The organism is Stenotrophomonas sp. CASM114, assembly GCF_049384325.1.
GTDB lineage: Bacteria > Pseudomonadota > Gammaproteobacteria > Xanthomonadales > Xanthomonadaceae > Stenotrophomonas > Stenotrophomonas muris.
In genome coordinates this window covers 34,600-60,538 of the sequence record NZ_JBMRGJ010000017.1, presented here as the reverse complement: position 1 = coordinate 60,538, position 25,939 = coordinate 34,600, and the positions used below count along the sequence as shown (strand labels likewise).

28 protein-coding genes are annotated in these 25,939 nt (G+C 68.5%); 14 read left to right on the top strand and 14 right to left on the bottom strand.

Going from position 1 to position 25,939, the window contains the following annotated elements:
• Window positions 1–34: 34 nt before the first annotated feature.
• Genes VG566_RS15400 through VG566_RS15380 form a run of 5 tightly spaced genes read left to right on the top strand, consistent with a single transcriptional unit; the run spans window position 35 to window position 5,183 of the window.
• Window positions 35–1,786 (top strand): bifunctional alpha/beta hydrolase/class I SAM-dependent methyltransferase, encoded by a 1,752-nt coding sequence (locus tag VG566_RS15400; protein ID WP_241884809.1) that lies wholly within the window; start codon window positions 35–37, stop codon window positions 1,784–1,786.
• The gene (locus VG566_RS15395) at window positions 1,786–3,114 is read left to right on the top strand and encodes a phosphatase PAP2/dual specificity phosphatase family protein (RefSeq protein WP_414934054.1); all 1,329 of its coding nucleotides are present in this window, start codon (window positions 1,786–1,788) and stop codon (window positions 3,112–3,114) included. Before VG566_RS15400 ends, VG566_RS15395 begins: the two co-directional genes overlap by 1 nt.
• Window positions 3,111–3,548: a hypothetical protein gene (locus tag VG566_RS15390; RefSeq protein ID WP_014648620.1), complete on the top strand. Its 438-nt coding sequence runs from the start codon at window positions 3,111–3,113 to the stop codon at window positions 3,546–3,548. Before VG566_RS15395 ends, VG566_RS15390 begins: the two co-directional genes overlap by 4 nt.
• A gap of 13 nt (window positions 3,549–3,561) precedes the next feature.
• A complete protein-coding gene (locus VG566_RS15385) occupies window positions 3,562–4,191 on the top strand; it encodes a lysophospholipid acyltransferase family protein (protein WP_241884808.1) in 630 nt (209 codons plus the stop codon).
• Window positions 4,188–5,183, top strand: coding sequence for a phosphatidate cytidylyltransferase (locus VG566_RS15380; protein WP_014648618.1), 996 nt, complete (start codon window positions 4,188–4,190; stop codon window positions 5,181–5,183). The genes VG566_RS15385 and VG566_RS15380 overlap by 4 nt, the downstream gene beginning before the upstream one ends.
• A gap of 126 nt (window positions 5,184–5,309) precedes the next feature.
• Here VG566_RS15380 and fis read toward each other — a convergent pair whose 3' ends face one another.
• The 3 genes from fis to prmA all read right to left on the bottom strand — a co-directional run bounded on the left by fis (window position 5,310) and on the right by prmA (window position 7,431).
• A complete protein-coding gene (fis, locus tag VG566_RS15375) occupies window positions 5,310–5,585 on the bottom strand; it encodes a DNA-binding transcriptional regulator Fis (protein ID WP_005419706.1) in 276 nt (91 codons plus the stop codon).
• 115 nt (window positions 5,586–5,700) lie between these two features.
• Complete coding sequence (locus tag VG566_RS15370) at window positions 5,701–6,468, bottom strand: DUF3426 domain-containing protein (RefSeq protein ID WP_049407899.1); 768 nt, start codon at window positions 6,466–6,468, stop codon at window positions 5,701–5,703.
• A gap of 42 nt (window positions 6,469–6,510) precedes the next feature.
• Window positions 6,511–7,431 (bottom strand): 50S ribosomal protein L11 methyltransferase, encoded by a 921-nt coding sequence (gene prmA, locus VG566_RS15365; RefSeq protein WP_180835825.1) that lies wholly within the window; start codon window positions 7,429–7,431, stop codon window positions 6,511–6,513.
• 164 nt (window positions 7,432–7,595) lie between these two features.
• Between prmA and VG566_RS15360 the strand changes: the two genes are divergently transcribed.
• Both VG566_RS15360 and VG566_RS15355 read left to right on the top strand, forming a co-directional pair.
• The gene (locus VG566_RS15360) at window positions 7,596–8,567 is read left to right on the top strand and encodes a hypothetical protein (protein WP_241884807.1); all 972 of its coding nucleotides are present in this window, start codon (window positions 7,596–7,598) and stop codon (window positions 8,565–8,567) included.
• The gene (locus tag VG566_RS15355) at window positions 8,564–8,938 is read left to right on the top strand and encodes a hypothetical protein (protein WP_032959077.1); all 375 of its coding nucleotides are present in this window, start codon (window positions 8,564–8,566) and stop codon (window positions 8,936–8,938) included. Before VG566_RS15360 ends, VG566_RS15355 begins: the two co-directional genes overlap by 4 nt.
• Window positions 8,939–9,067: 129 nt before the next feature.
• Here VG566_RS15355 and accC read toward each other — a convergent pair whose 3' ends face one another.
• The 5 genes from accC to VG566_RS15330 form a co-directional block, all read right to left on the bottom strand.
• A complete protein-coding gene (gene accC / locus VG566_RS15350; RefSeq protein WP_014648613.1) occupies window positions 9,068–10,435 on the bottom strand; it encodes an acetyl-CoA carboxylase biotin carboxylase subunit in 1,368 nt (455 codons plus the stop codon).
• 10 nt (window positions 10,436–10,445) lie between these two features.
• Entirely contained in the window at window positions 10,446–10,925 is a 480-nt protein-coding gene (gene accB, locus VG566_RS15345) for an acetyl-CoA carboxylase biotin carboxyl carrier protein (protein WP_005419696.1), read from the bottom strand.
• 54 nt (window positions 10,926–10,979) lie between these two features.
• On the bottom strand, window positions 10,980–11,405 hold the full coding sequence (locus VG566_RS15340; protein ID WP_032959079.1) for a lysozyme inhibitor LprI family protein: 426 nt from the start codon (window positions 11,403–11,405) through the stop codon (window positions 10,980–10,982).
• Window positions 11,402–11,851, bottom strand: a complete 450-nt coding sequence (gene aroQ, locus VG566_RS15335) for a type II 3-dehydroquinate dehydratase (RefSeq protein WP_032959080.1) — start codon at window positions 11,849–11,851, stop codon at window positions 11,402–11,404. Before aroQ ends, VG566_RS15340 begins: the two co-directional genes overlap by 4 nt.
• 274 nt (window positions 11,852–12,125) lie before the next feature.
• A complete protein-coding gene (locus VG566_RS15330) occupies window positions 12,126–12,854 on the bottom strand; it encodes a DOPA 4,5-dioxygenase family protein (RefSeq protein ID WP_014648610.1) in 729 nt (242 codons plus the stop codon).
• A 164-nt stretch (window positions 12,855–13,018) separates the two neighbouring features.
• Here VG566_RS15330 and VG566_RS15325 point away from each other — a divergent pair, with 164 nt between their 5' ends.
• Window positions 13,019–13,846 carry an isocitrate lyase/PEP mutase family protein gene (locus VG566_RS15325; RefSeq protein WP_197557224.1) on the top strand — a complete coding sequence of 276 codons (828 nt, stop codon included), beginning with the start codon at window positions 13,019–13,021 and terminating at the stop codon, window positions 13,844–13,846.
• Window positions 13,847–13,903: 57 nt separating this feature from the next.
• Here the strand turns inward: VG566_RS15325 and VG566_RS15320 are convergent, their stop codons facing one another.
• Complete coding sequence (locus tag VG566_RS15320) at window positions 13,904–14,437, bottom strand: hypothetical protein (protein ID WP_014648608.1); 534 nt, start codon at window positions 14,435–14,437, stop codon at window positions 13,904–13,906.
• Window positions 14,438–14,563: 126 nt separating this feature from the next.
• Here VG566_RS15320 and VG566_RS15315 point away from each other — a divergent pair, with 126 nt between their 5' ends.
• Together VG566_RS15315 and VG566_RS15310 are read left to right on the top strand one after the other, a co-directional pair.
• Window positions 14,564–15,160, top strand: a complete 597-nt coding sequence (locus VG566_RS15315) for an NAD(P)H-dependent oxidoreductase (RefSeq protein ID WP_049407909.1) — start codon at window positions 14,564–14,566, stop codon at window positions 15,158–15,160.
• Window positions 15,161–15,176: 16 nt separating this feature from the next.
• The gene (locus VG566_RS15310) at window positions 15,177–15,770 is read left to right on the top strand and encodes a TetR/AcrR family transcriptional regulator (protein WP_241884806.1); all 594 of its coding nucleotides are present in this window, start codon (window positions 15,177–15,179) and stop codon (window positions 15,768–15,770) included.
• 5 nt (window positions 15,771–15,775) lie between these two features.
• Here the strand turns inward: VG566_RS15310 and VG566_RS15305 are convergent, their stop codons facing one another.
• Window positions 15,776–16,570 (bottom strand): D-alanyl-D-alanine carboxypeptidase family protein, encoded by a 795-nt coding sequence (locus tag VG566_RS15305; RefSeq protein WP_241884813.1) that lies wholly within the window; start codon window positions 16,568–16,570, stop codon window positions 15,776–15,778.
• 132 nt (window positions 16,571–16,702) lie between these two features.
• Between VG566_RS15305 and VG566_RS15300 the strand changes: the two genes are divergently transcribed.
• On the top strand, window positions 16,703–17,269 hold the full coding sequence (locus tag VG566_RS15300; RefSeq protein ID WP_049439308.1) for a GIY-YIG nuclease family protein: 567 nt from the start codon (window positions 16,703–16,705) through the stop codon (window positions 17,267–17,269).
• 7 nt (window positions 17,270–17,276) lie between these two features.
• Here VG566_RS15300 and VG566_RS15295 read toward each other — a convergent pair whose 3' ends face one another.
• Window positions 17,277–17,420 carry a hypothetical protein gene (locus VG566_RS15295; RefSeq protein WP_162838509.1) on the bottom strand — a complete coding sequence of 48 codons (144 nt, stop codon included), beginning with the start codon at window positions 17,418–17,420 and terminating at the stop codon, window positions 17,277–17,279.
• A gap of 98 nt (window positions 17,421–17,518) precedes the next feature.
• On the opposite strand from VG566_RS15295, the gene VG566_RS15290 reads away from it, so the two are divergent.
• A complete protein-coding gene (locus VG566_RS15290; RefSeq protein ID WP_032959086.1) occupies window positions 17,519–18,418 on the top strand; it encodes a LysR substrate-binding domain-containing protein in 900 nt (299 codons plus the stop codon).
• A gap of 34 nt (window positions 18,419–18,452) precedes the next feature.
• Here VG566_RS15290 and VG566_RS15285 read toward each other — a convergent pair whose 3' ends face one another.
• Window positions 18,453–19,169: a transporter substrate-binding domain-containing protein gene (locus VG566_RS15285; RefSeq protein WP_014648602.1), complete on the bottom strand. Its 717-nt coding sequence runs from the start codon at window positions 19,167–19,169 to the stop codon at window positions 18,453–18,455.
• 82 nt (window positions 19,170–19,251) lie between these two features.
• On the opposite strand from VG566_RS15285, the gene VG566_RS15280 reads away from it, so the two are divergent.
• On the top strand, window positions 19,252–19,623 hold the full coding sequence (locus VG566_RS15280) for a VOC family protein (protein WP_075076459.1): 372 nt from the start codon (window positions 19,252–19,254) through the stop codon (window positions 19,621–19,623).
• A gap of 65 nt (window positions 19,624–19,688) precedes the next feature.
• Here the strand turns inward: VG566_RS15280 and VG566_RS15275 are convergent, their stop codons facing one another.
• Entirely contained in the window at window positions 19,689–20,528 is an 840-nt protein-coding gene (locus tag VG566_RS15275; protein ID WP_241884805.1) for an arylamine N-acetyltransferase, read from the bottom strand.
• A gap of 203 nt (window positions 20,529–20,731) precedes the next feature.
• Here VG566_RS15275 and VG566_RS15270 point away from each other — a divergent pair, with 203 nt between their 5' ends.
• Window positions 20,732–23,269 carry a methyl-accepting chemotaxis protein gene (locus VG566_RS15270; RefSeq protein ID WP_423172661.1) on the top strand — a complete coding sequence of 846 codons (2,538 nt, stop codon included), beginning with the start codon at window positions 20,732–20,734 and terminating at the stop codon, window positions 23,267–23,269.
• A 92-nt stretch (window positions 23,270–23,361) separates the two neighbouring features.
• On the opposite strand, the gene VG566_RS15265 is transcribed toward VG566_RS15270, so the two are convergent.
• Window positions 23,362–25,884, bottom strand: coding sequence for a PepSY domain-containing protein (locus VG566_RS15265; RefSeq protein WP_014648598.1), 2,523 nt, complete (start codon window positions 25,882–25,884; stop codon window positions 23,362–23,364).
• Between the last annotated feature and the right edge of the window lie 55 nt (window positions 25,885–25,939).

The following is a 25,939-nucleotide window of genomic DNA, read 5'->3' as shown; positions in this document are numbered from 1 at the left end:
TCAAGCAGATACAAGAAGACAATCAGGAGATTGCATGCGTCAGGCGCAGGAACGGGAATTCCACAGCTTCGACCAGGTACCGCTGTTCTACCGGTACTGGGCGGGCACCACCGCAACGCCGGCCACCAAGGCCATCGTGCTGCTGCACCGCGGCCATGAGCACTCCGGCCGGGTCACCCACCTGGTCGATGAGCTGGACCTGCCCGACACCGCCTTCTTCGCCTGGGACGCGCGCGGCAATGGCCGTTCGCCGGGCGCACGGGGCGATGCACCGGGCTTCCCGGCGCTGGTGCGTGATCTGGACAGTTTCATCGCCCACATCGGCGCCGAGCACGGCATTGCGGTGGAAGACATCGTGGTGATCGCGCAGAGCGTAGGGGCGGTGGTCGCCGCGACCTGGGTGCACGATTACGCGCCACGCCTGCGCGCGCTGGTCATGGCCTCGCCGGCGTTCAAGGTGAAGCTGTACGTGCCGTTCGCGCGGCCGGGCCTGGCCTTGATGCAGAAGCTGCGTGGCAACTTCTTCGTCAACAGCTACGTCAAGCCGCAGTGGCTGACCCATGACCCGGCGCGGGTAGAGAGCTATCGCACCGACCCGCTGATCACCCGCCCGATTTCGGTGCGCGTGCTGCTGGGCCTGTACGAGGCGGCCGACCGCATCGTGGCCGATGCGCAGGCAATCAGCGTACCGGTGCAGCTGCTGGTGTCCGGCTCGGATTTCGTCGTGCACCGTGGCCCGCAGGACCGCTTCTACGAGCGTCTGTCCAGCCCGATCAAGGAGCGTGTGCATCTGCCGGGCTTCTTCCACGACACGCTGGGCGAGCGCGATCGTGCACCAGCACTGGCGCGCATCCGCAGCTTCATCCAGGCGCGTTTTGCCGAACCGTTGCGCGAGCTGTCACGGCGCGACGCGCACCGCCATGGGCCGACCTTCGAGGAATCGGAGATCCTGGCTTGGCCACCGGAACGCAACAGCCTGGCCGACCTGCGCTGGCGCATGGTACGTGGCGGCCTGCGCTTCGGCGGCACGCTGTCCGAAGGCATCGCGCTGGGCCTGCAGACCGGTTTCGATTCCGGTAGCACGCTGGACTACATCTACCGGAATGAGGCGCGCGGCAAGGGCCCATTGGGGCGGATGGTCGACCGCAACTACCTGGATGCAATCGGCTGGCGTGGCATCCGCGTGCGCGGCCAGCACCTGCAGGAACTGCTGCGCGACGCTGCCCAGCGCCTGCGCGGGCAGGGCACGCCGGTGCGTGTGCTGGACGTGGCCGCCGGCCATGGCCGGTATGTGCTGGAAGCGCTGGGCCAGGGCGAACAGCGCGCCGACCGTATCGTGCTGCGTGATTTCAGCGATCTGAACGTGACCCAGGGCCAAGCGTTGATCGAGCGCCTCGGTGCGGCCGACATCGCCCGCTTCGAGCAGGGCGATGCGTTCGATCCGGCGCAACTGGCCAAGGTCGATCCAGCACCGACACTGGCGGTGGTCTCGGGCCTGTACGAACTGTTCCCCGACAACGACGCCGTGCTGCGCTCGCTGCAGGGCATTGCCGCAGCGGTGCCGGTGGGTGGCTACCTGGCCTATACCGGCCAGCCCTGGCACCCGCAGCTGGAATTCATTGCCCGTGCCTTGACCAGCCACCGCGGTGGCGCAGCGTGGGTGATGCGCCGCCGTACCCAGCAGGAGATGGACGAACTGGTGCGCCTGGCCGGGTTCGAGAAGGTGGCGCAGCGTATCGACGACTTCGGCATCTTCACCGTATCGCTGGCGCGCCGGACCGCGTGATGGCGACGCTCGCCGCATCCCCACTGGCCGCAGAGGGGCGCCCCTGGCGGCGCGCCCTGTTGTGGCTGGCCCTGCTGGGTCCGTTCTTCTTCGCCAGTTATGGCTTCGCCAACTGGATGGCCGGCCGCCACGCCACTCTGCCGGTGATGGCGTTCGGCTGGGAGACCCGCATCCCGTTCGTGCCATGGACGATCGTGCCGTACTGGTCGATCGACCTGTTCTACGCGGTCTCGTTCTTCCTGTGCCGGCAACGGCTGGAGCTGGACCGGCACGCATTGCGGCTGTTCAGCGCACAGCTGATCGCCGTGAGCTGCTTCCTGCTGTGGCCGCTGCGCTTCAGCTTCGAGCGTCCGCAGATCGGCGGTGTGTTCGGCTGGCTGTTCGATGTGCTGCTGGGCTTCGACAAGCCGTTCAACCAGGCACCGTCGCTGCACATCGTGTTGCTGATCGTGCTGTGGGTGAAGTTCGCACAGTACCTGCACGGGGTGTGGCGCTGGGTGCTGCACGCGTGGGCGCTGTTGATCGGCGTCTCGGTGCTGACCACGTTCCAGCATCACTTCATCGATATCCCGACCGGCCTGCTGGCCGGCTGGTTGTGCGTGTGGCTGTGGCCGGAGCAGGGCACGCCACCGCTGCGTGCATGGCGCACGGCACGTGATGCCAAGCGCTGGCGCCTGGCAGGGGTGTACCTGCTGGGGGCCGCTGTACTGCTGGTGCCGGTGGTGCTTCTGCGTGGCGCCGCGTTGTGGCTGCTGTGGCCGGTGGTGTCGCTGCTGCTGGTGGCGCTGGCCTATGCCGGGCTGGGTACCGCGGTGTTCCAGAAGCGCGCCGATGGTCGCCTGACCATGGCGGCACGCTGGCTGCTGGCGCCGTACCTGGGCGCAGCCTGGGTCAATTCGCGGCTGTGGACGCGGCGTGCGCCGCATCCGGTGCCGGTGATGGATGACGTGTGGCTGGGACGCATTCCCTGTGCTGCGTTGCCAACACCGCTGGTCGGCGTGGTCGATACCTGTGCTGAACTGTCCTGCCGCGCGCCGGGCGCGGCGTATGCCAGCGTGCCGATGCTGGACCTGGTGGTGCCCACGCCGGAACAGCTGCGCGAGGCGGCCGGTGCCATCGAGCGTCTGCGCGTGCAGGGGCCGCTGCTGGTGTGCTGCGCGCTGGGCTATTCGCGCAGCGCCGCCAGCGTCGCCACCTGGCTGCTGCGCAGTGGTCGTGCCGCCGATGCGAACGCGGCAGTGGCGATCGTGCGGGCTGCACGCCCCGGCATCGTGCTGCACGCGGCGCATCTGCATGCCATCATTGCTGCGGCAGGAGCGCGCGCATGAGCACGGTTCCCGATCTGGTGACCATGCACCTGCTGCTGCGCCAGGGGCGTTGGCCGGCGCTGCTGTCGCTGGGGATGTTGCTGGTGGCACTGCTGCTGCTCGGCACCGAGCCGGGGCTGGCGATGATCGCTGCCGGCCTGTTGCTGCTCAGTGTTGCCGCGGGCATCGCACAGGCCTACCACGCGTGGCGGGTGGGGCTGGATGCCAGCCTGCTGCAGCTGCTGCGCGATGAAGGACTGGAGGGCGAAGCCGCCGCACGCCGCATCGATCAGCTGCTGCACGACAGTGGCCTGCGCCGCGCGTCGCCCGATGCGCCACTGCGTGGCTGGGATGCGCGCTGGTCCGGCATGCGCCGCCTGCTGCTGCGCCAGTACCTGCTGACCGCAGTGCAGTTCGCACTGCTGGTGCTGGCCGTGGTGTGGCCGCAGACGTGAATGGGAGTGACCGATGTTTGCCGAACTGATTGCCCGCGCCTGCAGTGGCGCGATCCATGTGGTGACCGGCGCACGCGCGCTGTGGATCGGTTGCGCGCCGTCCAGCGAGCGCCGCGTGTACTACGGCAACCACGCCAGCCATGGTGACTTCGTGCTGATCTGGTCATCGATGCCACCGGCACTGCGGCGCCAGGTGCGCCCGGTGGCCGCGGCCGAGTACTGGCAGCGTGATGGCCTGCGTCGCTACCTGATCGATGCGGTGTTCAACGGTGTTCTGGTCGAGCGCGAGGCCGGCCATCGCCAGCAGGACCCGTTGAAGGTACTGCGCGATGCGGTGGACGAAGACTGCTCGCTGATCCTGTTCCCGGAAGGCACGCGCAATATCGGCGATGAACCGCTGTTGCCGTTCAAGAGCGGCATCTACCACCTGGCGCGGCAACGGCCGGAGCTGGAGTTCGTGCCGGTATGGATCGACAACCTGAAGCGGGTGATGCCGAAGGGGCGGTTCCTGCCGTTGCCGCTGCTGTGCACGGCCACCTTCGGCACGCCGCTGCGGCTGCAGGCCGACGAGGACAAGGCCGCATTCCTGGCCCGCAGCCGGCAGGCGCTGCTGGACCTGGCGCCGAATGGGGGTCGTGCATGAGTTTCGTGCTGGATGTATCTGGCGATCTGGCAACGCAGAGTGTCGGCCAGCAGACCGGCCTGCTGTTTGCCGGCGTCGGCGCGGTGCTGGTGCTGGCCACGCTGGTGGCCGAGACCCTGCGCTGGCGCCAGCGCGGTCAGCCCAGCGCGGTGATCGCCAACCTGGTGTCGCGTATCCGTGCATGGTGGGTGATGGCGATCGTGGTCGGGCTGGCGCTGTTCTTCGGCCGCGCCGGGGTGATCGTGCTGTTCGCGATCATTTCGTTGTTCGCGCTGCGCGAGTTCATCACCCTGGCGCCGACCCGTTCAGGCGACTACTACGCGCTGCTGGCTGCGTTCTACATCGTGCTGCCGTGGCAGTACTACCTGGTGTGGATCGACTGGTACGGCATGTACACGCTGCTGATCCCGGTCTATGCGTTCCTGTTCCTGCCGATCCTGTCGACCATCGGTGGCGATACCACGCACTACCTGGAGCGCACCGCGAAGGTGCAGTGGGGGTTGATGATCTGCGTGTTCTGCATCTCGCACGTGCCGCTGCTGCTGAACCTGCACGTGCCCGGTCATGACCCCTCGCGCAACGTGCTGCTGTTCGCCTTCCTGGTGATCGTGGTGCAGTCCTCGGACGTGTTGCAGTACATCTGGGGCAAGCTGCTGGGCCGGCACCTGATCGCGCCGAAGCTGTCGCCATCGAAGACGGTGGAGGGCTTCGTGGGTGGCGTGCTGAGTGCCAGCGCGCTTGGGGCCGCGCTGTGGTGGATCACCCCGTTCACGCCGCTGCAGGCGTTCGGCCTGTCGCTGCTGATCAACCTGATGGGATTCTGGGGCGGCCTGGTGATGTCGGCGATCAAGCGCGACCGTGGCATCAAGGACTGGGGCCACATGATCGAGGGCCATGGCGGCATGCTCGACCGGCTCGATTCGGTGTGCTTCGCCGCGCCGGTGTTCTTCCATGTGGTGCGGTACTACTGGAAGGCGGGCGGCGGCGGGTGATCCTGCCGGGGCTGCATCCACGCATGGCGTGGATCTACCGGTAGTGCCGGCCGCTGGCCGGCAACTGCGACATCCTGCCATCGTTCATGGGGTTGCCGGCGAGCGGCCGGCACTACCCGCGCGCGCTCAGGCGCTGATGCCGTATTCCTTCAGTTTCTTGCGCAGGGTGGCGCGGTGGATGCCCAGCATCGCGGCGGCGCGGCTCTGGTTGCCTTCGCAGTGGTTGAGCACTTCCACGAACAGCGGGATTTCCATCTCGCGCAGCACGATCTCGTAGACATCGTCCGCGTCGCAGCCATCAAGATCACGCAGGTAGCGGCGCACGGACTGGGCGACGTGTTCACGCAGCGGTGGCCGGGGAGCGCCACGACTGTTGTCAGGACGAGAGAGGACAGCGTTCAAGGGGGTTCCCGATTCGGTTGGCCCGTGCGCGCGGAGCGCGCGGCCGGACGAGGTGGTGGCGGCCAGTCTAGCGCGAGCGTGCCCGACCTGCCACGGCTGGTCGCCTCTACCCTGGTCAGAGGAAGTCGAAGGTGAATGCGACGGTGGACGCGGCGGGTTCCTGCACGCGGAACGCGATGCGCGCACTCTGGCCCGGTTCCAGCACGGTCGTGGCCGGGCTTTCGCCGAGGTATTGCGCGGGCGTGAACACGCCGCTGCCGATCACCCGGCCATCGGCATCGGACAGTGACAGGCGCAGGTCCGGCCAGGCCTGTGCCCAGCGCGCATCGTTGCGGATGCTGGCCTGCACCTGCAGCACACCGGCCTGGCCGGGCAGGGGGCGGATCTCGCGGCTGGTCATGGTGAACGCGGTCGGCTCGTGCCAGGCCGGCAGGCTGCAGCGCAGCACGCCGCACAGTGCGCCCAGCCAGGTGCGGTTGCCGGCGTCGGCGGCCAGGCGCGCACGATCGGCCAGCACGCTCTGCAGTACCAGCAGCAGTGCCAGCCCGGCGACCAGCACCCAGTGCCAGCGCGGCGTCGGCAGCGCGCGCGGCCGCGAAGTGCCCAGGAAGCTCGGCGCATCGCCGGCCACCGCCTGCGCGGCCGGGACGGCAAGGACGGGTTCGATCACGGTCGCTTCGTCGAGGATGACGGTGTCATCGAGCTGTCGCGTCTCCGCCATCGGCGGCAGCGCCGCGTCGACCGGGTCCCCGGACTTCGCGGCAGGGATGTCATGCGCCGACGGGTCGGGCGTGCGCGCGTCGGTCGCAGGTGCGGCCTCGCCTTCCGACGCGGGGCGCAGGAAGGTGGCCAAAGGGCGGCGCGGCGGGTTCGGCTCGGACATGCTCAGGGCGCGGGCTCGGATCCAGCGGTCATTCAATCACGATCAGGCGCGGCGCGTGCCGGTGATGCGCATCCAGTCGCCATCCTGGGTGGCCTGCAGATCGTTGAACCACGCGGCATAACGCTGCAGCAGTTCGCCTTCCTGGCCCTGCAGGATGCCCGACAGGGCGATGCGACCGCCGGCGGCGACGCGTGCGGCCAGCAGCTCGGCCAGCGCATCCAGCGCCGAGGCAAGGATGTTGGCGACCACGATCGGGTAGGTGGCGACCGGTTCGTCCTGCGGCAGGTACACCTGCATGCGGGCCTGCTCGCCATTGCGCTCGGCATTGTCGGCGGTGGCGACCAGCGCCTGCGGGTCGTTGTCCACGCCGATCGCTTCGGCGGCGCCCAGCTTCAGCGCGGCCAGCGCGAGGATGCCCGAGCCGCAGCCGAAGTCGAGCACGCGCTGGCCCTGCAGCTGGCCGTCCACGGCCAGCTGGTCCAGCCAGCGCAGGCACAGGGCGGTGGTCGGGTGGGTGCCCGAGCCGAAGGCCAGGCCCGGGTCCAGCCGCACCACGGCGGCATCGGCGGCCTGTGCAGCGTCCGGCAGTTCATGGTTCCACGGCACGATCCAGGTGCGGCTGCCGAAATCCATCGGCTGGAACTGGTCCAGCCATGCGCGCTCCCAGTCTTCGTCTTCGACCGCGCGGAAGCTGCCATTGCTCCAGTCCAGTTCCGGGTCGAAGGATTCCAGGGCGGCCAGCAGCAGCAGCGCATTGCTGTCGGCGGGGAACAGCGCGCTCAGCACCAGGGTGTCCCACAGCGGCGTTTCCCCCACGCCGGGTTCGAGGATGGCCTGTTCGTTGCTGGTGTCGGCTTCGGCATCAAGCAGGGTCACGGCCAGTGCGCCGACGTCCTCCAGCGCATTTTCATAGCGGGGCTGGGTGGCTTCGGTGCAGCGCAGGGTCAGTTCCAGGAACGGCATGGCGGTGGGGACAGTCGCGGGAAAGGGGGCAATGCTAGACCATCGGGGCGTCTCCGTATTGCCTGAGATGCCGCTCTGAGATGAATGGGGGCAGTTCAGACAGGCCTGCCGGGCCTTGCTAAACTCGGCGCTTTCCTGTGTGCCGTGAACGCTCACCACCGCCGATGGCCTTCGCTCCGACCCTGAAAACCTGGTTGCTCGTGCTGCCGGCGGTGGCCGTGCTGGGCGTGGCCGGGTATCGGGCCAGCGGCCATGCCGCGGGCGTGGCGTCGACGTCGGCGTCGCCGGACCTGCCGCTGGCCATGGCCAGCCGTGACGGCGGAGCGCCGCTGCCGGTGGTGCCGGAAGCCCCGGCGCGGCGGCTGGCGGCTTTCGAGCGCGGCAACACGCTGCCGTCGGGCCTGCCGCTGGACCTGCGCGCCGACATCGAAGACGCCAGCGACCTGTATGCCTACGCCCAGCGCCTGCGCGCACAGGCCGACAACGGCAATCACGAGGCGCGCTGGATGCTCAGCCGCGTCTATGACTATTGCGCGCAGTACGCACTCGATCCGGGTGGCTACCGCCTGGACAACAACGTACTGAGCGGGTTGGGCCTGACTGCGGCGCCGGCGATGATCGAGGCACGCGAGCGCGTGGCACAGCGGTGTGGCGGTTTCGTGCCGGGCGACAAGCTGGGCGCGGCGCTGGTGCTGGCCGAACGCCGCAAGGCGGCCGCGCAGGGCAACCTGGCCGCGGAAGCGTCGCTGTTCGCCGAGGGCGAGCCCTTGCATGACAGTGCCGAGTACCGCCGCGACCTGGTCGAGCGCGTGCGCACCTCGCGCGACCCCGAGGCCTACATGGCCATCGCGCCAGGCATGGGCGTGCGTGCGGCCGGTGACCGCGCGCTTGACGGGCTGGTGGCGGGCGAGCAGCTCAGTGAACTTGCATGGCGGCTTGCGGCCTGTGAACTCGGCCTGGCCTGTGGAGCGGACAGCGTGCTGGTCAACAATTTTTGTGCGAACGGAGGGATCTGTTCGCAGGATGGAGCGCAGGATTTCCGGGATTTCGTGTATGACGCTGCGGTATCGCGGCAAGGTGCTGGGAAAATGAAGGAATGGATCAAGCGATTGGTTGGAAAGAGGGACGGGCGATGAATTACCGTCGATTCCTGCATGGGGCCAAGTTCTGGTTCTGGGTGGCGCTGTTCGTGGCCTACTCGGCTGGGGCGGTTGGCCTGCTGATGATCGATACCTACGAGGACCGCTACCGGCATCTGTCGAAGGTGGAGCTGACCACGGTGAAGGCGCAGGAAGACGTGCGCCGCGCCGGTGCCAGCCAGGTCGCTGCGGTCTACCGCGCGCAGAGTGGCATGCCATTCGCTTCACTGCCGGCCGGCAGCACCTTCCAGGTGGTGTGGCCCGATGGTTCGACCGAAACCATGGTGATCGTCGATCCGACCTCGCCCAATGGCGTGCGGCCGCTGGCCCATTCGCAGATTCCGGCCGACGTGGCCGACAAGCGCTGACGTGCTCGCTGTGGAGCCGAGCCCATGCTCGGCTGTGCTTGGCGGCAAGCCGAGCATGGGCCCGGCTCTACAGGAACAGAAAAGGGCGGGGATATCCCCGCCCTTTTCATGTCCAGCACCTGGCGCCGATCAGGTCAATGCGATCGGCTTGTTCTTGCGCTCGGCCAGGCGCTTTTCCAGGTAGTGGATGTTCTGGCCACCGGCCTGGAAGCCCTTGTCACGCATGATCCGCTGCTGCAGGGCGATGTTGGTCTTGATGCCATCGACCACCATTTCGCTCAGTGCCACCCGCATGCGGGCAATGGCGGTTTCGCGGTCCGGGCCGTGCACGATCAGCTTGCCGATCATCGAGTCGTAGTTCGACGGCACGCGGTAGCCACTGTAGATGTGGGTGTCCACGCGCACGCCGGGGCCACCCGGCGGATGGAAGCCGGTGATGGTGCCCGGGCTCGGCACGAAGGTTTCGGCATCTTCAGCGTTGATGCGGCACTCGATGGCATGGCCGGTCAGCACCACGTCGCTCTGCTTGATCGACAGCTTCTGGCCGGCGGCGATCTTCAGCTGCTCGGCCACCAGGTCGATGCCGGTGACCATTTCGGTGACCGGATGCTCCACCTGGATGCGGGTGTTCATTTCGATGAAGTAGAAGCGGCCGTCCTCGTACAGGAACTCGAACGTGCCCGCGCCGCGGTAGCCGATGCGGATGCAGGCTTCCACGCAGACCTTGCCGATCTGCTCGCGCTGCTCGGCGGTGATGCCCGGCGCCGGTGCCTCTTCCACCACCTTCTGGTGGCGGCGCTGCATCGAGCAGTCGCGCTCACCGAGGTGGATGGCGTTGCCCTGTCCGTCGGCCAGCACCTGGATTTCCACGTGGCGCGGATTCTCCAGGAACTTCTCCATGTAGACCTCGCCATTGCCGAACGCGGCCTTGGCCTCGCTCTTGGTGGTTTCGATCGAGGTCTTCAGCGACGCTTCGGCGTGCACCACGCGCATGCCGCGACCACCGCCACCGCCGGCCGCCTTGATGATGACCGGATAACCGATCTCGCGGGCGATCTTGGTGTTGGCGACGATGTCCTCGCCGAGCGGGCCGCCCGAGCCGGGCACGCACGGTACGCCCGCGGCCTTCATCGCGCGGATGGCTTCGACCTTGTCACCCATCATGCGGATGGTGTCGGCCTTGGGGCCGATGAAGATGAAGCCGGACTCTTCCACGCGTTCGGCGAAGTCGGCGTTCTCCGACAGGAAGCCGTAGCCCGGGTGGATGGCCTGGGCATCGGTGACTTCCGCCGCCGCGATCAGGGCCGGGATGTTGAGGTAGCTCTGCGGCGACGGCGCCGGACCGATGCAGACCGACTCGTCGGCCATGGCCACGTGCTTGAGGTTGCGGTCGACCGTGGAGTGCACGGCCACCGTGCGGATGCCGAGGGTATGGCACGCGCGCAGGATGCGCAGCGCGATCTCCCCTCGGTTGGCGATGACGACTTTGTCGAGCATGGCGCGCCCCTCAGCCGATCACGAACAGCGGCTGGTCGAATTCCACCGGCTGGCCGTTCTCGCCGAGGATGGCAACGATGGTGCCGGAGGTGTCGGCTTCGATCGGGTTGAACATCTTCATCGCTTCGATGATGGCCAGGGTTTCGCCTTCCTTGACCTGCTGGCCCACGGTGACGAAGGCCGGCTTGTCCGGGGCGGACGAGGCGTAGAAGGTGCCGACCATCGGCGAGCGCAGCACGTGGCCTTCCGGCAGTGCCGGGCCCGGCTTGGCGCTGCCGCCGGTGGAGGCTTCGGTCGGCGACTGCATCGGCATCGCCTGCGGCGCCGGGGCGGCCGGAGCGGCATACACCGGCGCGGCGACCGGGGCGGCATAGCCGGCCACCGGGGCGCGCGACAGGCGCACCGACTCTTCGCCTTCCTTGATTTCGATTTCAGCCAGGTTCGACTCTTCCAGCAGGTCGATCAGCTTCTTGATTTTGCGGAGATCCATGGTGGCCTCTTTGCTCGTGATGTCAGTGTGGTGGAGAGTGCGGTTGCACTCGGTTCAAAGCAGTTCGTAGAACTCGCGCAGCTGCCGCGTACGGTCGCGCGTCTGGGTGATCAGGCATTGCATCTTCGCGGGGTTGCGCGAGGTGCCGTCTGCATTGAAGGCATACACCGCCTCGCAATCTGCATCGCGCAAGGTGATCCAGATGCGCTGGGCCTTCACCAGCTGTTGTTCGGCCGCCGCGCAGCGGCTGCAGCTGCCATCGGTTGCCTGCGCCTTCAGTTCGCCACGCGCCTGCGCGTAGACGGCGTTCAATGCGCTGTCGGCATCATCCAGGCGATCGGAATCGCACATGTCGCGCTCGTAGCCGCCGCTTGCCTGTGCGCAGTCGATGCCCGCGGCCGCGCGCTCGGCAGCGACACTGGCGCCGCACAGACCGGCCCACAGCAGGATGCCGGCAAGCACACGCGGCGGCATCTTCACGCGCTGGCCGCCTGCACGCGCAGCAGCGCCGCGTCCATCGCGTAGCGGTAGCTGTCGGCACCGAAACCGCATACCACGCCCACTGCCTTGTCACTGAAGTAGCTGTGCTGGCGGAACGGCTCACGGGTATGCGGGTTGGACAGGTGGATCTCGATGAACGGCACCGCCACCGCCGCCAGCGCATCGCGCAGGGCGACCGAGGTGTGGGTGAAGGCGGCGGGGTTGATCAGGATGAAAGCGGTTCCGTCGCTGCGCGCAGCCTGCACGCGGTCCACCAGCACATGCTCGGCGTTGGACTGCAGGCGTTCCACGGTGTGTCCGGCGGCCGATGCCTGGGCAGCCAGGGCCTGGTCGATGTCGGCCAGCGTGGTGTGGCCGTAGACCTCCGGCTCGCGGGTGCCGAGCAGGTTGAGGTTGGGGCCGTGCAGGACCAGCAGCTTCGCCATGGGATCCGGAAGACGGGAAAGGGCGGCAGTCTGGCGGAACCGGCGGATGCTGTCCAGTTCGGCGAAGTTTGCAGCGTTTCAATCGTTTGTTTGAAATCTGCCAGAGCGCTTGCGGCCGTATGGCGGGCGCTGGATCAAGGCGCGCTGAACGTGGTGCTGGACGGGGATGCATGCACGTAGGCCGACGATGCCGGCATCCACGCCATGCGGGGAGGACGGGGTTCGGTGGGCAGCACACTGCGCCCCAACATGGAGCTGTCCGGCACCCGGCCGCTCAGATCTCCAGCGGCACCGTCGGCACCACGTTCGGGAACACCTCTTCCAGCGGTTCCGGCTGCCCGGGCTTCGGCGCCGGCCAGTTGTAGGCATTGACCGGCTGCGCGCGGTTCACCCACAACGCGTAATGCAGATGGTCAGCGCGGCCATCGCCGGTATTGGGGTGGATCAGGATGGTCAGGCCCAGGCTGTTGAGCTGCAGCCAGGGCACCAGCACCGGCAACAGGTCGTTGGTGAAGCCGAAATAGAACGACGGGGTGACGTGCGGCCCGCGTGGCTCAAGGTTCCAGTTGCCCAGCTCCACCGGGAAGCGCTCGGCGGCCCAGCGCCGCAGCAGCGCGGCCTTCTCGAAGCTGTCCTCGTCGAAGTAGATGTGGGCGTGGTAGCTCTTGATGGCGGTGTAGGCACGTGGCCGGGTGGGCAGCGTGGCCTCGCCGGGGCGCACGCTGGCCGGCCGCGGGGTAGGCTCGCTGGCCGTGGCCTGGCCCCATGGGCTGCGGCCCTCGGGCGCCGGCGGAACGATGGCGCGGAAGCCGGGTCGCCCGGGTTCGGTGGTGTTCACGGCGTTGTCGCTGCGCGCGGCTGCGGTGGCAGCCGACGCGCTGGCCAGGCCGCCAGCGGCCAGCCCGGCCGACGCGATCAGGCGACGGCGCGCGGGTGAAAGCAGGTCGGCCCAATGGGCGTCATCGTCGCCGGCGTCGATCAGGGTCTGCGGGTCCGGGTGCATCTGGGGCTCCGTGGGGCACTGTGTGGCAGGCAAGCACGCTCGGGCAGCGTGCACGGTGGTGTCCAATAAGCAGCCGGCATCACCTCATGCACGCTGGCCCACGCCGTGATTGAGTGCCGCCGCAGCGTGGGCTAGGGTGCAGGTCCGCCGCCCGGGAACCCGCCATGACCCCGCTTGATGCCGACACCCAGCGCAAGCGCGCGCGTTTCCGCCAGCTGCATGCGCGCGGTTGTTTCGTGCTGCCCAATCCGTGGGACGTAGGCAGCGCCCGCTACCTGCAGCGGCAGGGCTTCCAGGCACTGGCCACGACCAGTGCCGGCTGCGCCTGGAGTGAAGGGCGGCCGGATGGGGCGGTTTCGCTGCAGGCCACACTGGAACATCTGCGGCTGATGGCGGCCGCGACACCGCTGCCGTTGAACGCCGATTTCGGTGATGGCTTCGGCGCCACGCCACAGGCAGTGGGCGAGGCGGTGGCGGCGGCCATCGACACCGGTATCGCGGCGCTGTCGATCGAGGACGCCAGCGGCGTGCCCGATGCGCCGCTGCGGCCGATCGGGCAGGCGGTCGAGCGACTGTGTGCGGCACGTGCGGCCATCGACCGCGCGGGGGGCGATGTGCTGCTGGTCGCGCGGGCCGAGAATTTCTTCGTTGGCGTGCCGGATCTGCAGGACACCCTGCAGCGCCTGCGCGCCTATGCCGAGGCCGGCGCCGATGTGCTGTATGCACCGGGCATCAGCACGCGCGAACAGATCAGCGCGGTGGTTGCCGCTGCGGGGGCGAAGCCGGTGAACCTGCTGGTGGGTGGACCGACACCGCTGAGCCTGCAGGACATCGCCGCACTCGGCGTGCGACGGGTCAGCCTGGGCGGTGCGCTGGCGCGAGCTGCGTGGGGTGGGCTGATGCAGGCCATCGAGCCGATCATGCAGGACGGCCGCTTCGATGGCCTGCAGCAGGCGGCTTCGGGCGCGGCGTTGAACGCGCTGTTCCGCTGACACACGCCCAGGCCTGCAATGGATCCAGCCCGGGCGTGGATGGACGCGCACCTGCGACTACAGCGCTTCCATCCCACCCCTGGGCAGCGTCACGCCCGGCTCCAGCGCCGGCAGCAGTTGCCGCAGCAGTGCCGGGTTGTCCAGCATCGCCGCGCCGTCCAGATAGCGCCATTGCGTTGTACCGACGCGTCGCACAGCAACCATGAATGACGTGCTGCGCATCGGCGCTTCGCGCACGCGCAGCAGTGACTGGCGCGGTACGAAGCAGACTTCCTCGTCACCGGCCGCGTAGGTGCGGCCCGGCACGCCTGCCTCGTCGCTGATGATGCTGACGCCGGCCCTGCGCAGCGCCTTCACGGTGTCGCGGGTCGCCCGCGCATAGGCCTCGTCGCCACCGGCCAGCTGCTTCAGGCTGGGATGGGTACGCGCGATGATCAGCTCGGTATCGCCACGGGCGAAGGCGCCCATCATCGCCTGCACCTCCTTGCGCAATGCGGCCGAGTCTTCCGGACTGAGTTCACCGGCCAGCGCGGGCGTAACGTCCATTGCCATCGGCAGGGCCAGCAGAAGGGCAAGCAGATACCGGTGCATCGTCGGGCAGCTCAGTGGGAACCGCCGCACTATACGGTGGATGCGGAAACAGCGTCCCACGCATGGCGCTGGTATCCCGGGCGACACTACTTACTATTGGTAGTTAGTGAACTCCGGACATGCCCCATGCACACCCTCATCGTTACCGCCCACCCTGAACCCGGCGCGTTGACCCATGCCATCGCCAGGCGCATCGGCGAAGCCATCACCGCGTCGGATGCCGCCAACAGCGTGACCCACGCCGATCTGATGGCTGAAGGCTTCGATCCGCGCTTCAACATGCAGGACCAGGCGCTGTTCCGTGGCACCGGCGCAACTCCGGCTGACGTCGCCGCCGAGCAGGCGCGGCTGCAGGCTGCCGACACGCTGGTACTGGTCTATCCCCTGTACTGGTGGTCCTTCCCCGCGCTGCTGAAGGGCTGGATCGATCGTGTGTTCACCCAGGGCTGGGCCTACCAGGACGGCGCCGATGGCAAGGTGCAGAAAAAGCTGCAGCGGTTGGGCGTGCATCTGGTCGGCATCGGCGGGGCTGGCGCGGACATGATCGAACGGCGCGGCTACGGTGCGGCGATGAAGACCCAGATCGACATGGGCATCTTCGACTACTGCGGCGCGCGCGTGCTGTCGTCCGACCTGCTGCTGGACGCCGATTCCGGTGCAGCCGAAGCGCATCTGCAGACCGCGCTGGCGATCGGCCGTAAAATCGGTGCTCCGATGCGCTGACCGCCGTGCTCCACCGATGCCTGCCAACGCCGCTCCCACGCGCCGCCGATTGACCCGCGAGCAACGCGCCCGCCAGTTGCTGGACGTGGCCTGGGCGCTGGTCGGCGACGAAGGCACCGACGCATTGACGCTGGGGCGGCTGGCCGAGGCGGCCGGTGTGACCAAACCGGTGGCCTATGATCACTTCGTGACCCGCAACGGGCTGCTGGCCGCGCTCTACGATGACTATGACGGGCGGCAGACGGTGGTCTTCCACGAGCGTATCGGCCGTGCCAGGGCGCACCTGGCCGATCGTGCGGCGGCCATCGCCTCCGGCTACATCGACTGCGTCCTCAGCCAGGGCAGTGAAGTGCAGGGCATCCTCGCTGCGCTGGTGGGCGCGCCGGAACTCCATGAAGTGCGTCGGCGCTACCAGCAGGACTTCATCGACAACTGCGACACCTGGCTGGGCCCGTTTGCGGCCGATGGCACGGTCCCCCTGGCCGGACGCTGGGCGATTCTCGGTGCGGCCGAAGCCCTGTCCGAAGCCGTGGCGGGAGGCGCGCTGGACAAGGTCGGCGCCGAGGCCGAGCTGCAGCGCTTGATCGTGGCGACGGTCAAGCGACGCTGATCCGCTCAGGCGTCGGCGGTGGTGTCGTCCAGCGCCGCAAACCCGGCGGCCAGCCGCTCGCGCACAAAGGCATCGCGTGCGTCGCGGCTTTCAGCGCCCAGCACCACGGTGATCAGGCGTACCGGCAGGTTCCGCCCGGGCACAGCCCGGCAGGCAGTGGCGGCCAGGCAGAAGCCTGCGGCCTGGGTGTAACCGGTCTTCAATCCATCCACGCCGTCTTCGCCAAGCAGTGCGTTCTGGTTGCTGCGGCTGAAGCGGCCATGCGCGAACGTGCGCTGCGCGGTGATTGCCAGGATCTGCGGATGGTCATTCAGCAGGCAGGCGGCGAGTACCGCCATGTCGCGCGCGCTGGAGGCATGGTGCGGGGTGGTGATGCCGGACACGCTGGCGAACCGCGTGCTGCGCAGGCCAAGCTGGCGCGCGTGCCAGTTCATGCGGCCCAGGAACGCAGGCTGTGATCCGTCCAGATGGCGTGCGATGGCCAGCGCCGCATCATTGCCGGAGACGATCATCAACCCTTCCAGCAGACGCGCCAGCGTGACCGTTTCGCCGGGCACCAGGCCCATGCGTGTTTCATCATCGGCTACGGCATGCACATCCTCGGCGGCGATGGTGACGGCCTGGTCCCACGTGCCACTGTTCTCTTCGACGCATCCGTAAGCGGCGTAGGCGGTCATCAGCTTGGTCAGCGAGGCCGGTTGCCGCGCGATGTCCGCGTTGTGCTGGTGGACCACCGCGAAGGTTGCCGCTTCCAGGGTGATGGACGAGACCGGCAGGTGGGCAGGCGCAGGAGCAGGCATGGTGGCGGTGATGACAGCGACAGCCAGCAAGGATAGTCCGAAGCGGCTGCATGAAGCCGTACTGCCAAAGCCCTGCGGCGCCCACCGCAACGCCCGGTTGCGCCCGGGCTGCAGTGGAGGCAGCCTGCGCACATGCAGTCGCATATCCGCATCGACGGTCGTGTCTTCGCCTACGTCTTCCCCTGTGCGTGGGAGGACTACGCGAAGATCGGCTTTTCACGCGATCCGCTCGGGCGCATCAGCGCATTGCACCGGCGCTGGTTCGAGTTCTTCGACCTTGATGCCGGTACGCTGGTGGAAGCGGAGAGCGAGCGCGATGCGCGTGATCTGGAGCTGCAGCTGCGTTCGCCGTTCAAGGCGCACCGCGCGCCGGCGCCGATGACGGTCCAGGACAAGGCCGGAGGTCGCACCGAATGGGTGCGTGGTGCCAACCAGGCGTTGTCGCTCGCGGTTGATGCGTTGGGCGCACAGGGCTATCGCTGTTTCCAGCTCAAGGCTTGGCTGCAGGCCGCCCAGCGCCTGCGCATGGACCGGCTGCACGACTGGGCGGCGGTGCAGCTTCCGGAAGAGGATGGCCTGCGCATGCCCGGTGGCCCCGGCGAGCGCGTGCTGCGTGACACCCTCGACGGTTGCCGGGCGCTGGATATCGACCCAATGCCATGGCTGCCTGAACACGTCCAGCGTTGGTATGCAGGTTGAGCCGTGTTCAACGGCCACGCGGTTTCTGAACCGGCGCGGCCGGTTGCGGCGCACCCGTGGGGGAGCCGGTGGACGGGCAGGCCAGCTGCCGGGCCAGTTCGGCGTTGGCCACGTGGCCCTGCAGGAACAACAGGCTGCCGTAGATGTTCATGAGCGTCCCTCCACTTGAGTGGATTGCACGATACGGGCAGCATTGACCGGGAAAAAGCGACATTTCCGCAAGCATGCCTTGAGAGGAATTCAAGCCTGATGTCCCGTCCGCCCCTTCACGCCCTGCAGGGCTTCGTGGCCGCCGCGCGGCTGGGCAACCTGTCACGCGCAGCGGCGTCGATGAGCCTGACCGTCAGTGCGCTCAGCCATCAGATGCGCCAGCTGGAAGAGCGGCTGGGGCAGCCACTGCTGGTCCGCCAGCCACGCGGCGTCACCCTCACCCTGGAAGGGCAGCGCCTGCTCGACCAGGTCGGCCCGCATCTGGATGCGATCAACGAGGCCTTCCAGCCCTATGCCGCACGCGCCGAGCACGTGCTGACGATCAGCGCGGTACCGTCGATGGCGTCGGCGTGGCTGGTGCCGCGCTTGGGGCACTTCGTTGCCGAGCATCCACAGATCGAGATCAACCTGCAGTCGAGTGAACGCCTGATTGACTTCGAGCGACAGCGCCAGTTCGACGCCGCGCTGCGGCTGGGCAGCGGGCAGTGGCCGGGCCTGGTGGTGGAGCCGCTGTTCGACGAGTGGCTGCTGCCGATGGCCAGCCCGGCGCTGATCGAACGCATGGGAGGGATCGACCGCGTGCCGCTGAACCAGTGGCCGCTGCTGGGGGATCCCGATGGCGCGTGGGGCGCCTGGTTCGCGCTGAGTGGGCAGAACCCGCCGCCGCGCTTCGTGGCGGTGCTGGATGATTCGGAGGCGCATCACCGTGCGGCGCTGGACGGGGTGGGCGTAGCGCTGGGACGGGTGACGCGGGCGCGCCTGCTGCTGGATTCGGGCCAACTGGTGGCGCTGTCCAGCCTGCGACTGAAAACCGCCTGGCCGCATTGGCTGGTCTACCCGCAGCGCTCGGCCCGCCATCGCGGCTTCCTGGCCTTCCGCGACTGGCTGCACGCTCAGGCGGCCGAGCACGTCCGGCACATGGCAGACGCGCATTTATAGCGTCGAGCCATGCCCGACTGCGTGTGTCCCGCAGTCACCGTACCAACGTAACCGCCTGCCCGGCACGGGCGAAGGCTTCGCCCAGCAACGAGCCTGCCTTGATCGCCTCCACTTCCTCGAACAGCGCCTGCAATGCATCGGCCGGGCGCGAGGCCGGCGCCGCGACCGCCTGCTGGATCACGGTGAAACGGTCGGCCAGCACGCGGTGGCCGGGATGCGCCTGCGCCCAGGCGGCCAGCGGCTGGCGCACGCCGGCGGCGGCATCCAGGCGCTGCAGATCGAACAGGGTGATGGCAGCGGCCGACGTCTCGGCCCGCTCGATCATGGCGTGGCGCAGTTCGCGGCTGAGGAACAGGTCGTAGGCGGCGCCACGACCGACCGCGATGCGCAGACCATCGCGGTCCAGGTCGGCCACCTGCTGCGCAGGGCTGTCCTCGCGCACCAGGTAGGTGCCTTCGATCTCCACATAGGGGGCGCTGAAGGCGATGCGGTCGGCGCGCGCCGGATCGATGGCCAGGAAGGCCAGGTCCCAGGCATCCTTGCTGGCTGCAGCGACCACCGCGGCCGCGGCGTCGTGGCAGGTGAAGCGTGCCTGCACGCCCATGCGCTGCGCCAATGCCGTGGCCAGTTCCAGTGACGGCCCGCGCGGTGAGCGCGCGTCCCCCTGCGCCAGTACTGGATTGCCCAGGTTGATGGCCACGCGCAGGAAGCCCAGCGGTGCCAGCGCACCACGATGATCGGCCAGGGACATGCAGGACTCCGCGGGGAAAGGGCGGTCCAGCATGCCAGTACGGACCTGCAAGGCAGTGTCAGCATCCGGTTATCCTGCGGACATGAACCCCATCCTGCACGTCGAGATACCGGTCACTGACCTGGGCCGGGCCATCACGTTCTATCAGCACTGGCTGCAGGTGGCGGTGGACGAACCGATCCTGCTGCACGACTGCAGGATGGCTTACCTGCCGTTTGCCGATGAGGCCACCGGTGCCAGCATGGCGCTGGTGCGGGGGGCCGACTATCTGCCCTCCGTCCACGGTGCGCGCATCTACATCGGGGTTGACGACCTGGATGCCAGCCTCGAGCGTGCGCTGCAGGCCGGGGCCGAGCTGCGCTTCGGCCCGGCCGACGCGGGTGACTGGCGTGTGGCCGAGATCCGCGACAGTGAAGGCAACCGGATCGCAGTGCAGGCGCGCGCGATTCCGTAGAGCCGAGCCCATGCTCGGCTGAGCTGGAGCGGCTGGGCCAACAGCAGCCGAGCATGGGCTCGGCTCTACAAGGGCGCGGCGCGCGAGCGCTGCAGCCAGTCGTTGATCGCCGGGTCCAGCCGTGGGTCGTCCGGCAGCTGCATGCCGAAGCGCTGCTGCAACACCTCGCGCACGTCGCCCACATCGTGCAGCGGACGCTTGTCCGGTGCCTGGCCGGGACGGTACTCGGTGTAGTTGCCACTGCCGATGGTGCGTCGCCAGTCCGGCCCGGTCAGGGATGCGCGCAGCTGGCCGGGGAAACTGGAATCGGGATGGGTGCACACGTACCAGTTGCCCACGACGTTGTCGATCGGTGCCGGCGCGTGCAGGTCGAAGCGATACATCGCCCGCCAGCCATCGCCGGACTCGGCGGACAGCACGAAATCCCCCTCGCCGGGCAGGCGCTGCAACAGGAAGCGCTCGTGGGGCGTGGCCTGCGGCTGCGGATCATGCAGCCGCAGCGGCACGGTCGGGGTCAGGCTGCCGAAACCGGCATCCACCAGCCAGTCATCGCCGTCCACCTGCACGCGCAGCAGCAGGTGGGTGCGTGCGGTCAGTTCGCCGTCCTGGGCGGCCAGCAGCACGCGCGCGCTCAACGGCTGTGCATCGAAGCCCAGCGCCTGCAGCAGTGCCAGCAGGCCGCCATTGAGTTCGAAGCAGTAGCCGCCACGACGGTCGTCGAGCAGCTTGCGCTGCACGCTGTCCAGGTCGATCGGTACTGCATCGCGCAGCAGGCAGCTGAGGGTTTCGAACGGAAGCAGTGCGTTGTGGCGCTGCTGCAGCAGGGTCAGGCCCGCCAGCGTCAGCGGTGGCGGTGCATCCAGCTTCAGGCGTTGCAGGTAGCGGGGGACATCGAGCGTCGTCATGCGCGCGCCGGGCGGGGGAGGGAGATCTACTGTGCTCTCCCAACCGGGGTTGAGGTCAAGCATTGCGCGGGTGTCATCCCCCCGTCGCCTGTGCCGGGTACAAAGGCCGCGTCCGCCAGCAATCGATGGGAGTGAACCAGGAGCGCCCTAAAGTTGCGCCATTTCCCGCCGATACAGGTGCGTCCTTCCGCCTGGAGCCTGTCATGTCGGCCGTCGTCCCCCACCTCCGGTCCCTGCGCATGCGGCTTGCCGCACTGCGCTCGGCGTCCCCCGGCCTGCTGCTGTGGCTGCAGCCGCATCGGCTCAGTGTGGCCAGCAAGCTCAAGGCGACCCTGTGGGTCTGTGGGCTGGGCCTGATCGCGATCGCCGCCGTCTACGCCTGGACCGGCCATGCCAGCACGCAGGCGGCGCGCAGCCAGGCCAGCTACCAGCACGGCAGCGATCTGGCCGCGAGCGTGGCCACGCAGGTGGCCGAGGCGCGTCGTCTGCAAACCCAGTATGCACGTAGTTTCGACGATGCCGACCGCGCGCAGCTGCTGGCGACGCAGAAGGCGCTCCAGGCCGATCTTCAGGCGCTGCGCGCGATGCCGATGGATCCCGGCCGGCGCGAGGCGCTGCAGGCACTGACCGAAGCCGCCGGCGCGTTCTCGCAGGGTGTGGCCGCCCTGTTCGAACGCGTCGATGAGATGGGTCGTGGCGATGCCGGCCTCGCCGCGCAATTGCAGCAGGCCGCCGACGCCCTGCAGGCGCAGGTGGATGCGTTGCAGCGGCCTTCGTTGGCGTTGTCCCTGCAGAAGATGCGCCGCCAGGAGGCACTGCTGCTGCTCGATGGCGACTCCACCCATGCCGACCGTGCGAGCGAAGAAAAGCTGCCGTTCGATCTCGCACTGGTGGGCCTGCCGACCGATGCGCAGGATGCCCTTCGTAACGGCATGGAGGCCTATCAGGCCGCATTGCTGGGCTATACCGCCGCCCGCGTGGGCCTGGATGTAGAGGCGCAATCGCTGCTGGATACCGCCGCCGGCGTGGCGCCGGCGCTGGCCGCCTTCCAGCAGGCCCAGGTGGCGGCGCTGGCCAAGGCACAGGCGCGCCAGCAGGCCGGCGCACGCACCATGAGCGTGCTGTTCGCGGTGACCCTGCTGCTGGTCGCCGGTGTGTTGATCACCAGCCTGGTGCTGGTGCTGCGTGCGGTGCGCCAGCCGATCCAGGACACCCTGCGTTTCGCCAGCGACATCGCCGACGACCGACTCGACACCACCCTGCGCGTCTACAACGCCAACGATGAAATCGGCCAGCTGGCGCAGCGCCTGGTCGACATGCAGCAGCGCCTGCGCGCGCGCATCGAGGCCGAGCGTGCCGTGGCGCGCGGCAACACCCGTGTGCGGCAGGCATTGGACAGTGCGCAGACCGGGCTGATGGTGATCGATGCCGAGGGCCAGGTGGCCTACGTCAATCCGGCACTGCTGCAGCAACTCGAGCGCGAGGCCGAAGATCTGGTGGGCAGCGATGCCGTGCGCCTGCATCCGGCGCTGGCCAGCCTGGCCGGCGCGCGCCAGCGCGAGGAGCGCGAGATCAGCCATGCCGGCGTGCGCTACCAGCTGATTGCCAACCCCATCATCGACGAAGGGCAGTTCCTCGGCGTAGCGGTGGAATGGCGCAGTCGTGCGCTGGAGACGCTGCTGGAAACCGAGGTCGCTGCCCTGGTCGACGCCGCCGCACATGGCGACCTGCACGGCCGCATCGCGCTGGAGGGAAAACAGGGCTTCGTGCGCACCTTGTCGACCAGCATCAACCGCCTGCTGGCCACCTTTGAAACCAACCTTGGTGACCTGCAGGCACTGCTGGCTGCGCTGGCCCGCGGCGACCTCAGCGTGCGCATGGAGGGGGACCTGCAGGGCGTGTTCGCGCGCATGCGCGACGATGCCAATGCCACCGTCGCGCAGCTGGGCCGCATCGTCACCCGCATCCAGCAGGCCACCTCCAGCCTGGATACCGGCGTTGGCGAGATCGTCGCCGGCCATCACGATCTGTCGCGGCGCACCGAGCAGCAGGCCGCCAACCTGGAAGAGACCGCGGCGTCGATGCAGGAGCTGACCGATACCGTCGGCCGCAACGCCGATGCCGCAGGCCGCGCCGATGCACTGGTGCAGGGCGCGGCGGCGGTGGCCCAGCGGGGTGGCGAGGCGGTCGGCCAGGTGGTCGCGACCATGCATGGCATCAGCGAAGCCTCGCGACGGATCGGCGACATCACCCAGTTGATCGACGGCATCGCCTTCCAGACCAACATCCTTGCCCTCAATGCGGCGGTGGAAGCGGCGCGTGCCGGCGAGCAGGGCCGCAGCTTCGCCGTGGTGGCCGCCGAAGTGCGCCTGCTGGCGCAGCGCAGTGCCGAGGCGGCCAAGCAGATCAAGGGGCTGATCGAGGATTCGGTGGCGCGTGTCGGCCAGGGCAACCAGCAGGCCGCGCAGGCCGGCACCACGATGGGCGAGATCGTCGGCAGCGTGCAGCAGCTGGCCGAGCTGCTGGCAGGTATCCGCAGTGCGTCGCAGGACCAGCATGCGGGCATCGCTCAGGTGAACCAGACCATCGTGCAGATGGAAGCCAGCACCCAGCGCAACGCCAGTCTGGTGGAAGAGGCCGGTGCCTCCACGGCGCAGATGCAGGCGCAGGTGCGTGCCTTGGCAGAAGCCGTGGGCGCGTTCCGCTTGCAGTCGATGCCGCAGGCGCGCGCGGCGGCCTAGTCAGTCGAGCGTGGGCTCGGCGCTACATCGGCTGCACGAACACTGTAGAGCCGAGCCCATGCTCGGCTCACACCAGCGTTCGGCGGCAGGAATCAATACACATCGCGGCGGTAGCGCCCGTTTTCCAGCAGCGTTTCCACCGCTTCATCACCCAGCGCAGTACGCAGCACCTGGTCCACGCCTTCGGCCATGCCCTGCAACGACCCACAGACATGGATCACCGCACCGCGCTGCATCCAGTCGCGCAGCGCATCGACGGCCGCACGCAGGCGATCCTGCACGTAACCACCCTCGCCATCGCGCGAGAACGCCAGGTCCACCCGCGTGAGATGGCCATTGGCCTGCCAGGCTTCGATCTCGTCGGCGAACAGGAAGTCGTGTGCGCGCTGGCGTTCACCGAACAGCAGCCAGTGCCCGCGCTCGCCTGCGTGGGCAGCTTCGCGCAACAGGCTGCGCAGCCCGGCGATGCCGGTGCCGTTGCCGATCAGCACCATCGGCGCGCCGCTGACGCGATGGAAACCGGGGTTGCGATGCACGCGGGCGACGATGCCGGCACCGATCGGTGCATGCAACGACAGCCAGCCCGAGCCCAACCCGGCGCGACCGGAGGCGTCATGCACCAGCCGCACCACCAGCTCCACCACGCCGTCATCCGTGCAGGAGGCGATCGAATACTCGCGGCTGGGCAGCAGCGGCAGCCCGGCCAGCCACAGGCAGGCATCCTGCACCGCCAGCGCGGCATCGGCCTCGGGCAGCTCGCGTTCACTGGCCAGTGCCAGCAGCGTGCGCGGATGGCCATCGACCAGCAGGGGCTGCAGCGGATCCAGACCGTGTCCCTTCAGCACGGCACCGGCATGCCGCGCGTTGTGGCGGGGTGCGATGTGCAGGATGTCACCCGCCTGCCACTGCACGTCCGCCGGTGCGGCAAGACGGATACGCCAGATGGCTCCGCCGACGCTGCCCGGGTTGAGGTGGTCGCGGCCGAGCAGGCGCCACTCATGCATCTGCGTAGCCGCAGGCAGCACGCTGTCATCGGTGACGATGCCGGTGAGCGTACCCAGCTGCTGCTGCCATTGGCGCAATGCCGGCACCGAAGCGGCATCGACATCGATGCGCTCGAACAGCGGGCGCGCGCCGTTGCCGATCAGCCAGCCATCGAACTGGCGGCCGAAGCCGCAGTAATGCGGGTACTGGCGGTCGCCCAGCGCGAGCAGGCCGAACTGCAGGCGCGACAGGTCCAGGCGTTGTGCGAGCAGCAGCCGCGCCGCGCGGCGCGTGGCATCCGGTGGCTCGCCGTCGCCGAACGTGCTCAGCACGAGCAGCGCCTGGGAGGTGGCCTGCAGCGTCGCGGCATCGACGCGGGCCAGCGACCGCACCTGCACCGCATGACCGGACGCCTGCAGCTGCGCGGCCGCACGCCACGCCAGTTGTTCGCCCAGTCCGCTCTGGCTGGCATGCACCACCAGCCACGGCGGACCACGGCCATCGGTGGTCGTGGCCGGCAGCGCGCGGCGCAGCCCTCGCGCTGCACGCTGGCTGCGGCGGCGGTCCAGGTACAGCATCCAGCCGGTGATGAAGAACAGGCTCATGCCCAGGCTGCTGAGCATCACCACCACGCGCCCGGGCACACCGAAGTAGCTGCCCGAATGCAGCGCGAACACGCTGGTGGCCAGCTGTCCGCCCGCGCCCTGGCGTGCGTACGGGCGGGCATCGAGAACCGCGCCGCTGGCCGGATCGAGCTGCAGCAGGTCATGCGCACGGTCGTGGTGGCCGCCGCGCTGCGACGGATCACCGGCCATCACCCGCACGTTCAGCGCCTGCCCCGGCTTCTCCGGCAGGCGCAGGTCGATGAAGCCGGTGCGCACGCCGGGTAGCGCGTACAGCGTGGCCTCGATGCGATGGACGTCCAGTGCCGCGTCGGCGGCAACCGTGTGCTTTGCCGCCGGCGCCACACCGAGCAGCGTGTTGGCCGCGTTGCGGTACCAGTCGAACGACCACCACAGGCCGGTCAGCGCACTCATCAGGTAGATCAGCAGCACCCAGGTGCCGACCACCGAGTGCAGGCTCCACAGGAAGCCTCGGCCGCTGCGCGTCCACTCCACCGCCAGCCAGCTGCGCCAGTGCCACCAGCGTCGTGGCCAGCGCAGGTAGAGACCGGACAGGGTGAAGAACAGCAGCGCGATTGCACAGCTGCCGGTGATCCACTTGCCGCGCTCACCAGCAGCGAGGTGGCGATGCAGGTCCTCGACGACGTCGAAGAATGCCTGCCCGCGCAGGGCGCTGAAGCGCTCGCCGCTGTACGGATCGAAGTACACCCAGTGTTCCTTGCCGCCGGCAAAGCGCGCGACCGACGGCCGCTGTCCGGTGGCATCCACGCGCAGGCGTTGCAGGGGCCGCTCGCTGCCAGCCTGCAGCAACGGCACCAGTTCGCTGAGTGCAAGGGGATGCTGGCCGTCCGCATGGTGCTCGGCGATTTCAGCGAAGCCAGGATTGGCCGCGCGCAGCAGCTCGTCCTCGAAGGACAGCATGGCGCCGCTGAGGCCCATCAGGGCCAGGACGGCACCGGCGGTAATGCCCAGCAGCCAATGCAGTTGGAACAGGACGTTCTTGAACATCGAAGGAGAGGGGCCCGGGAGGCTGCCGCCCGCATCCTGCGCAACAGCAAATGAG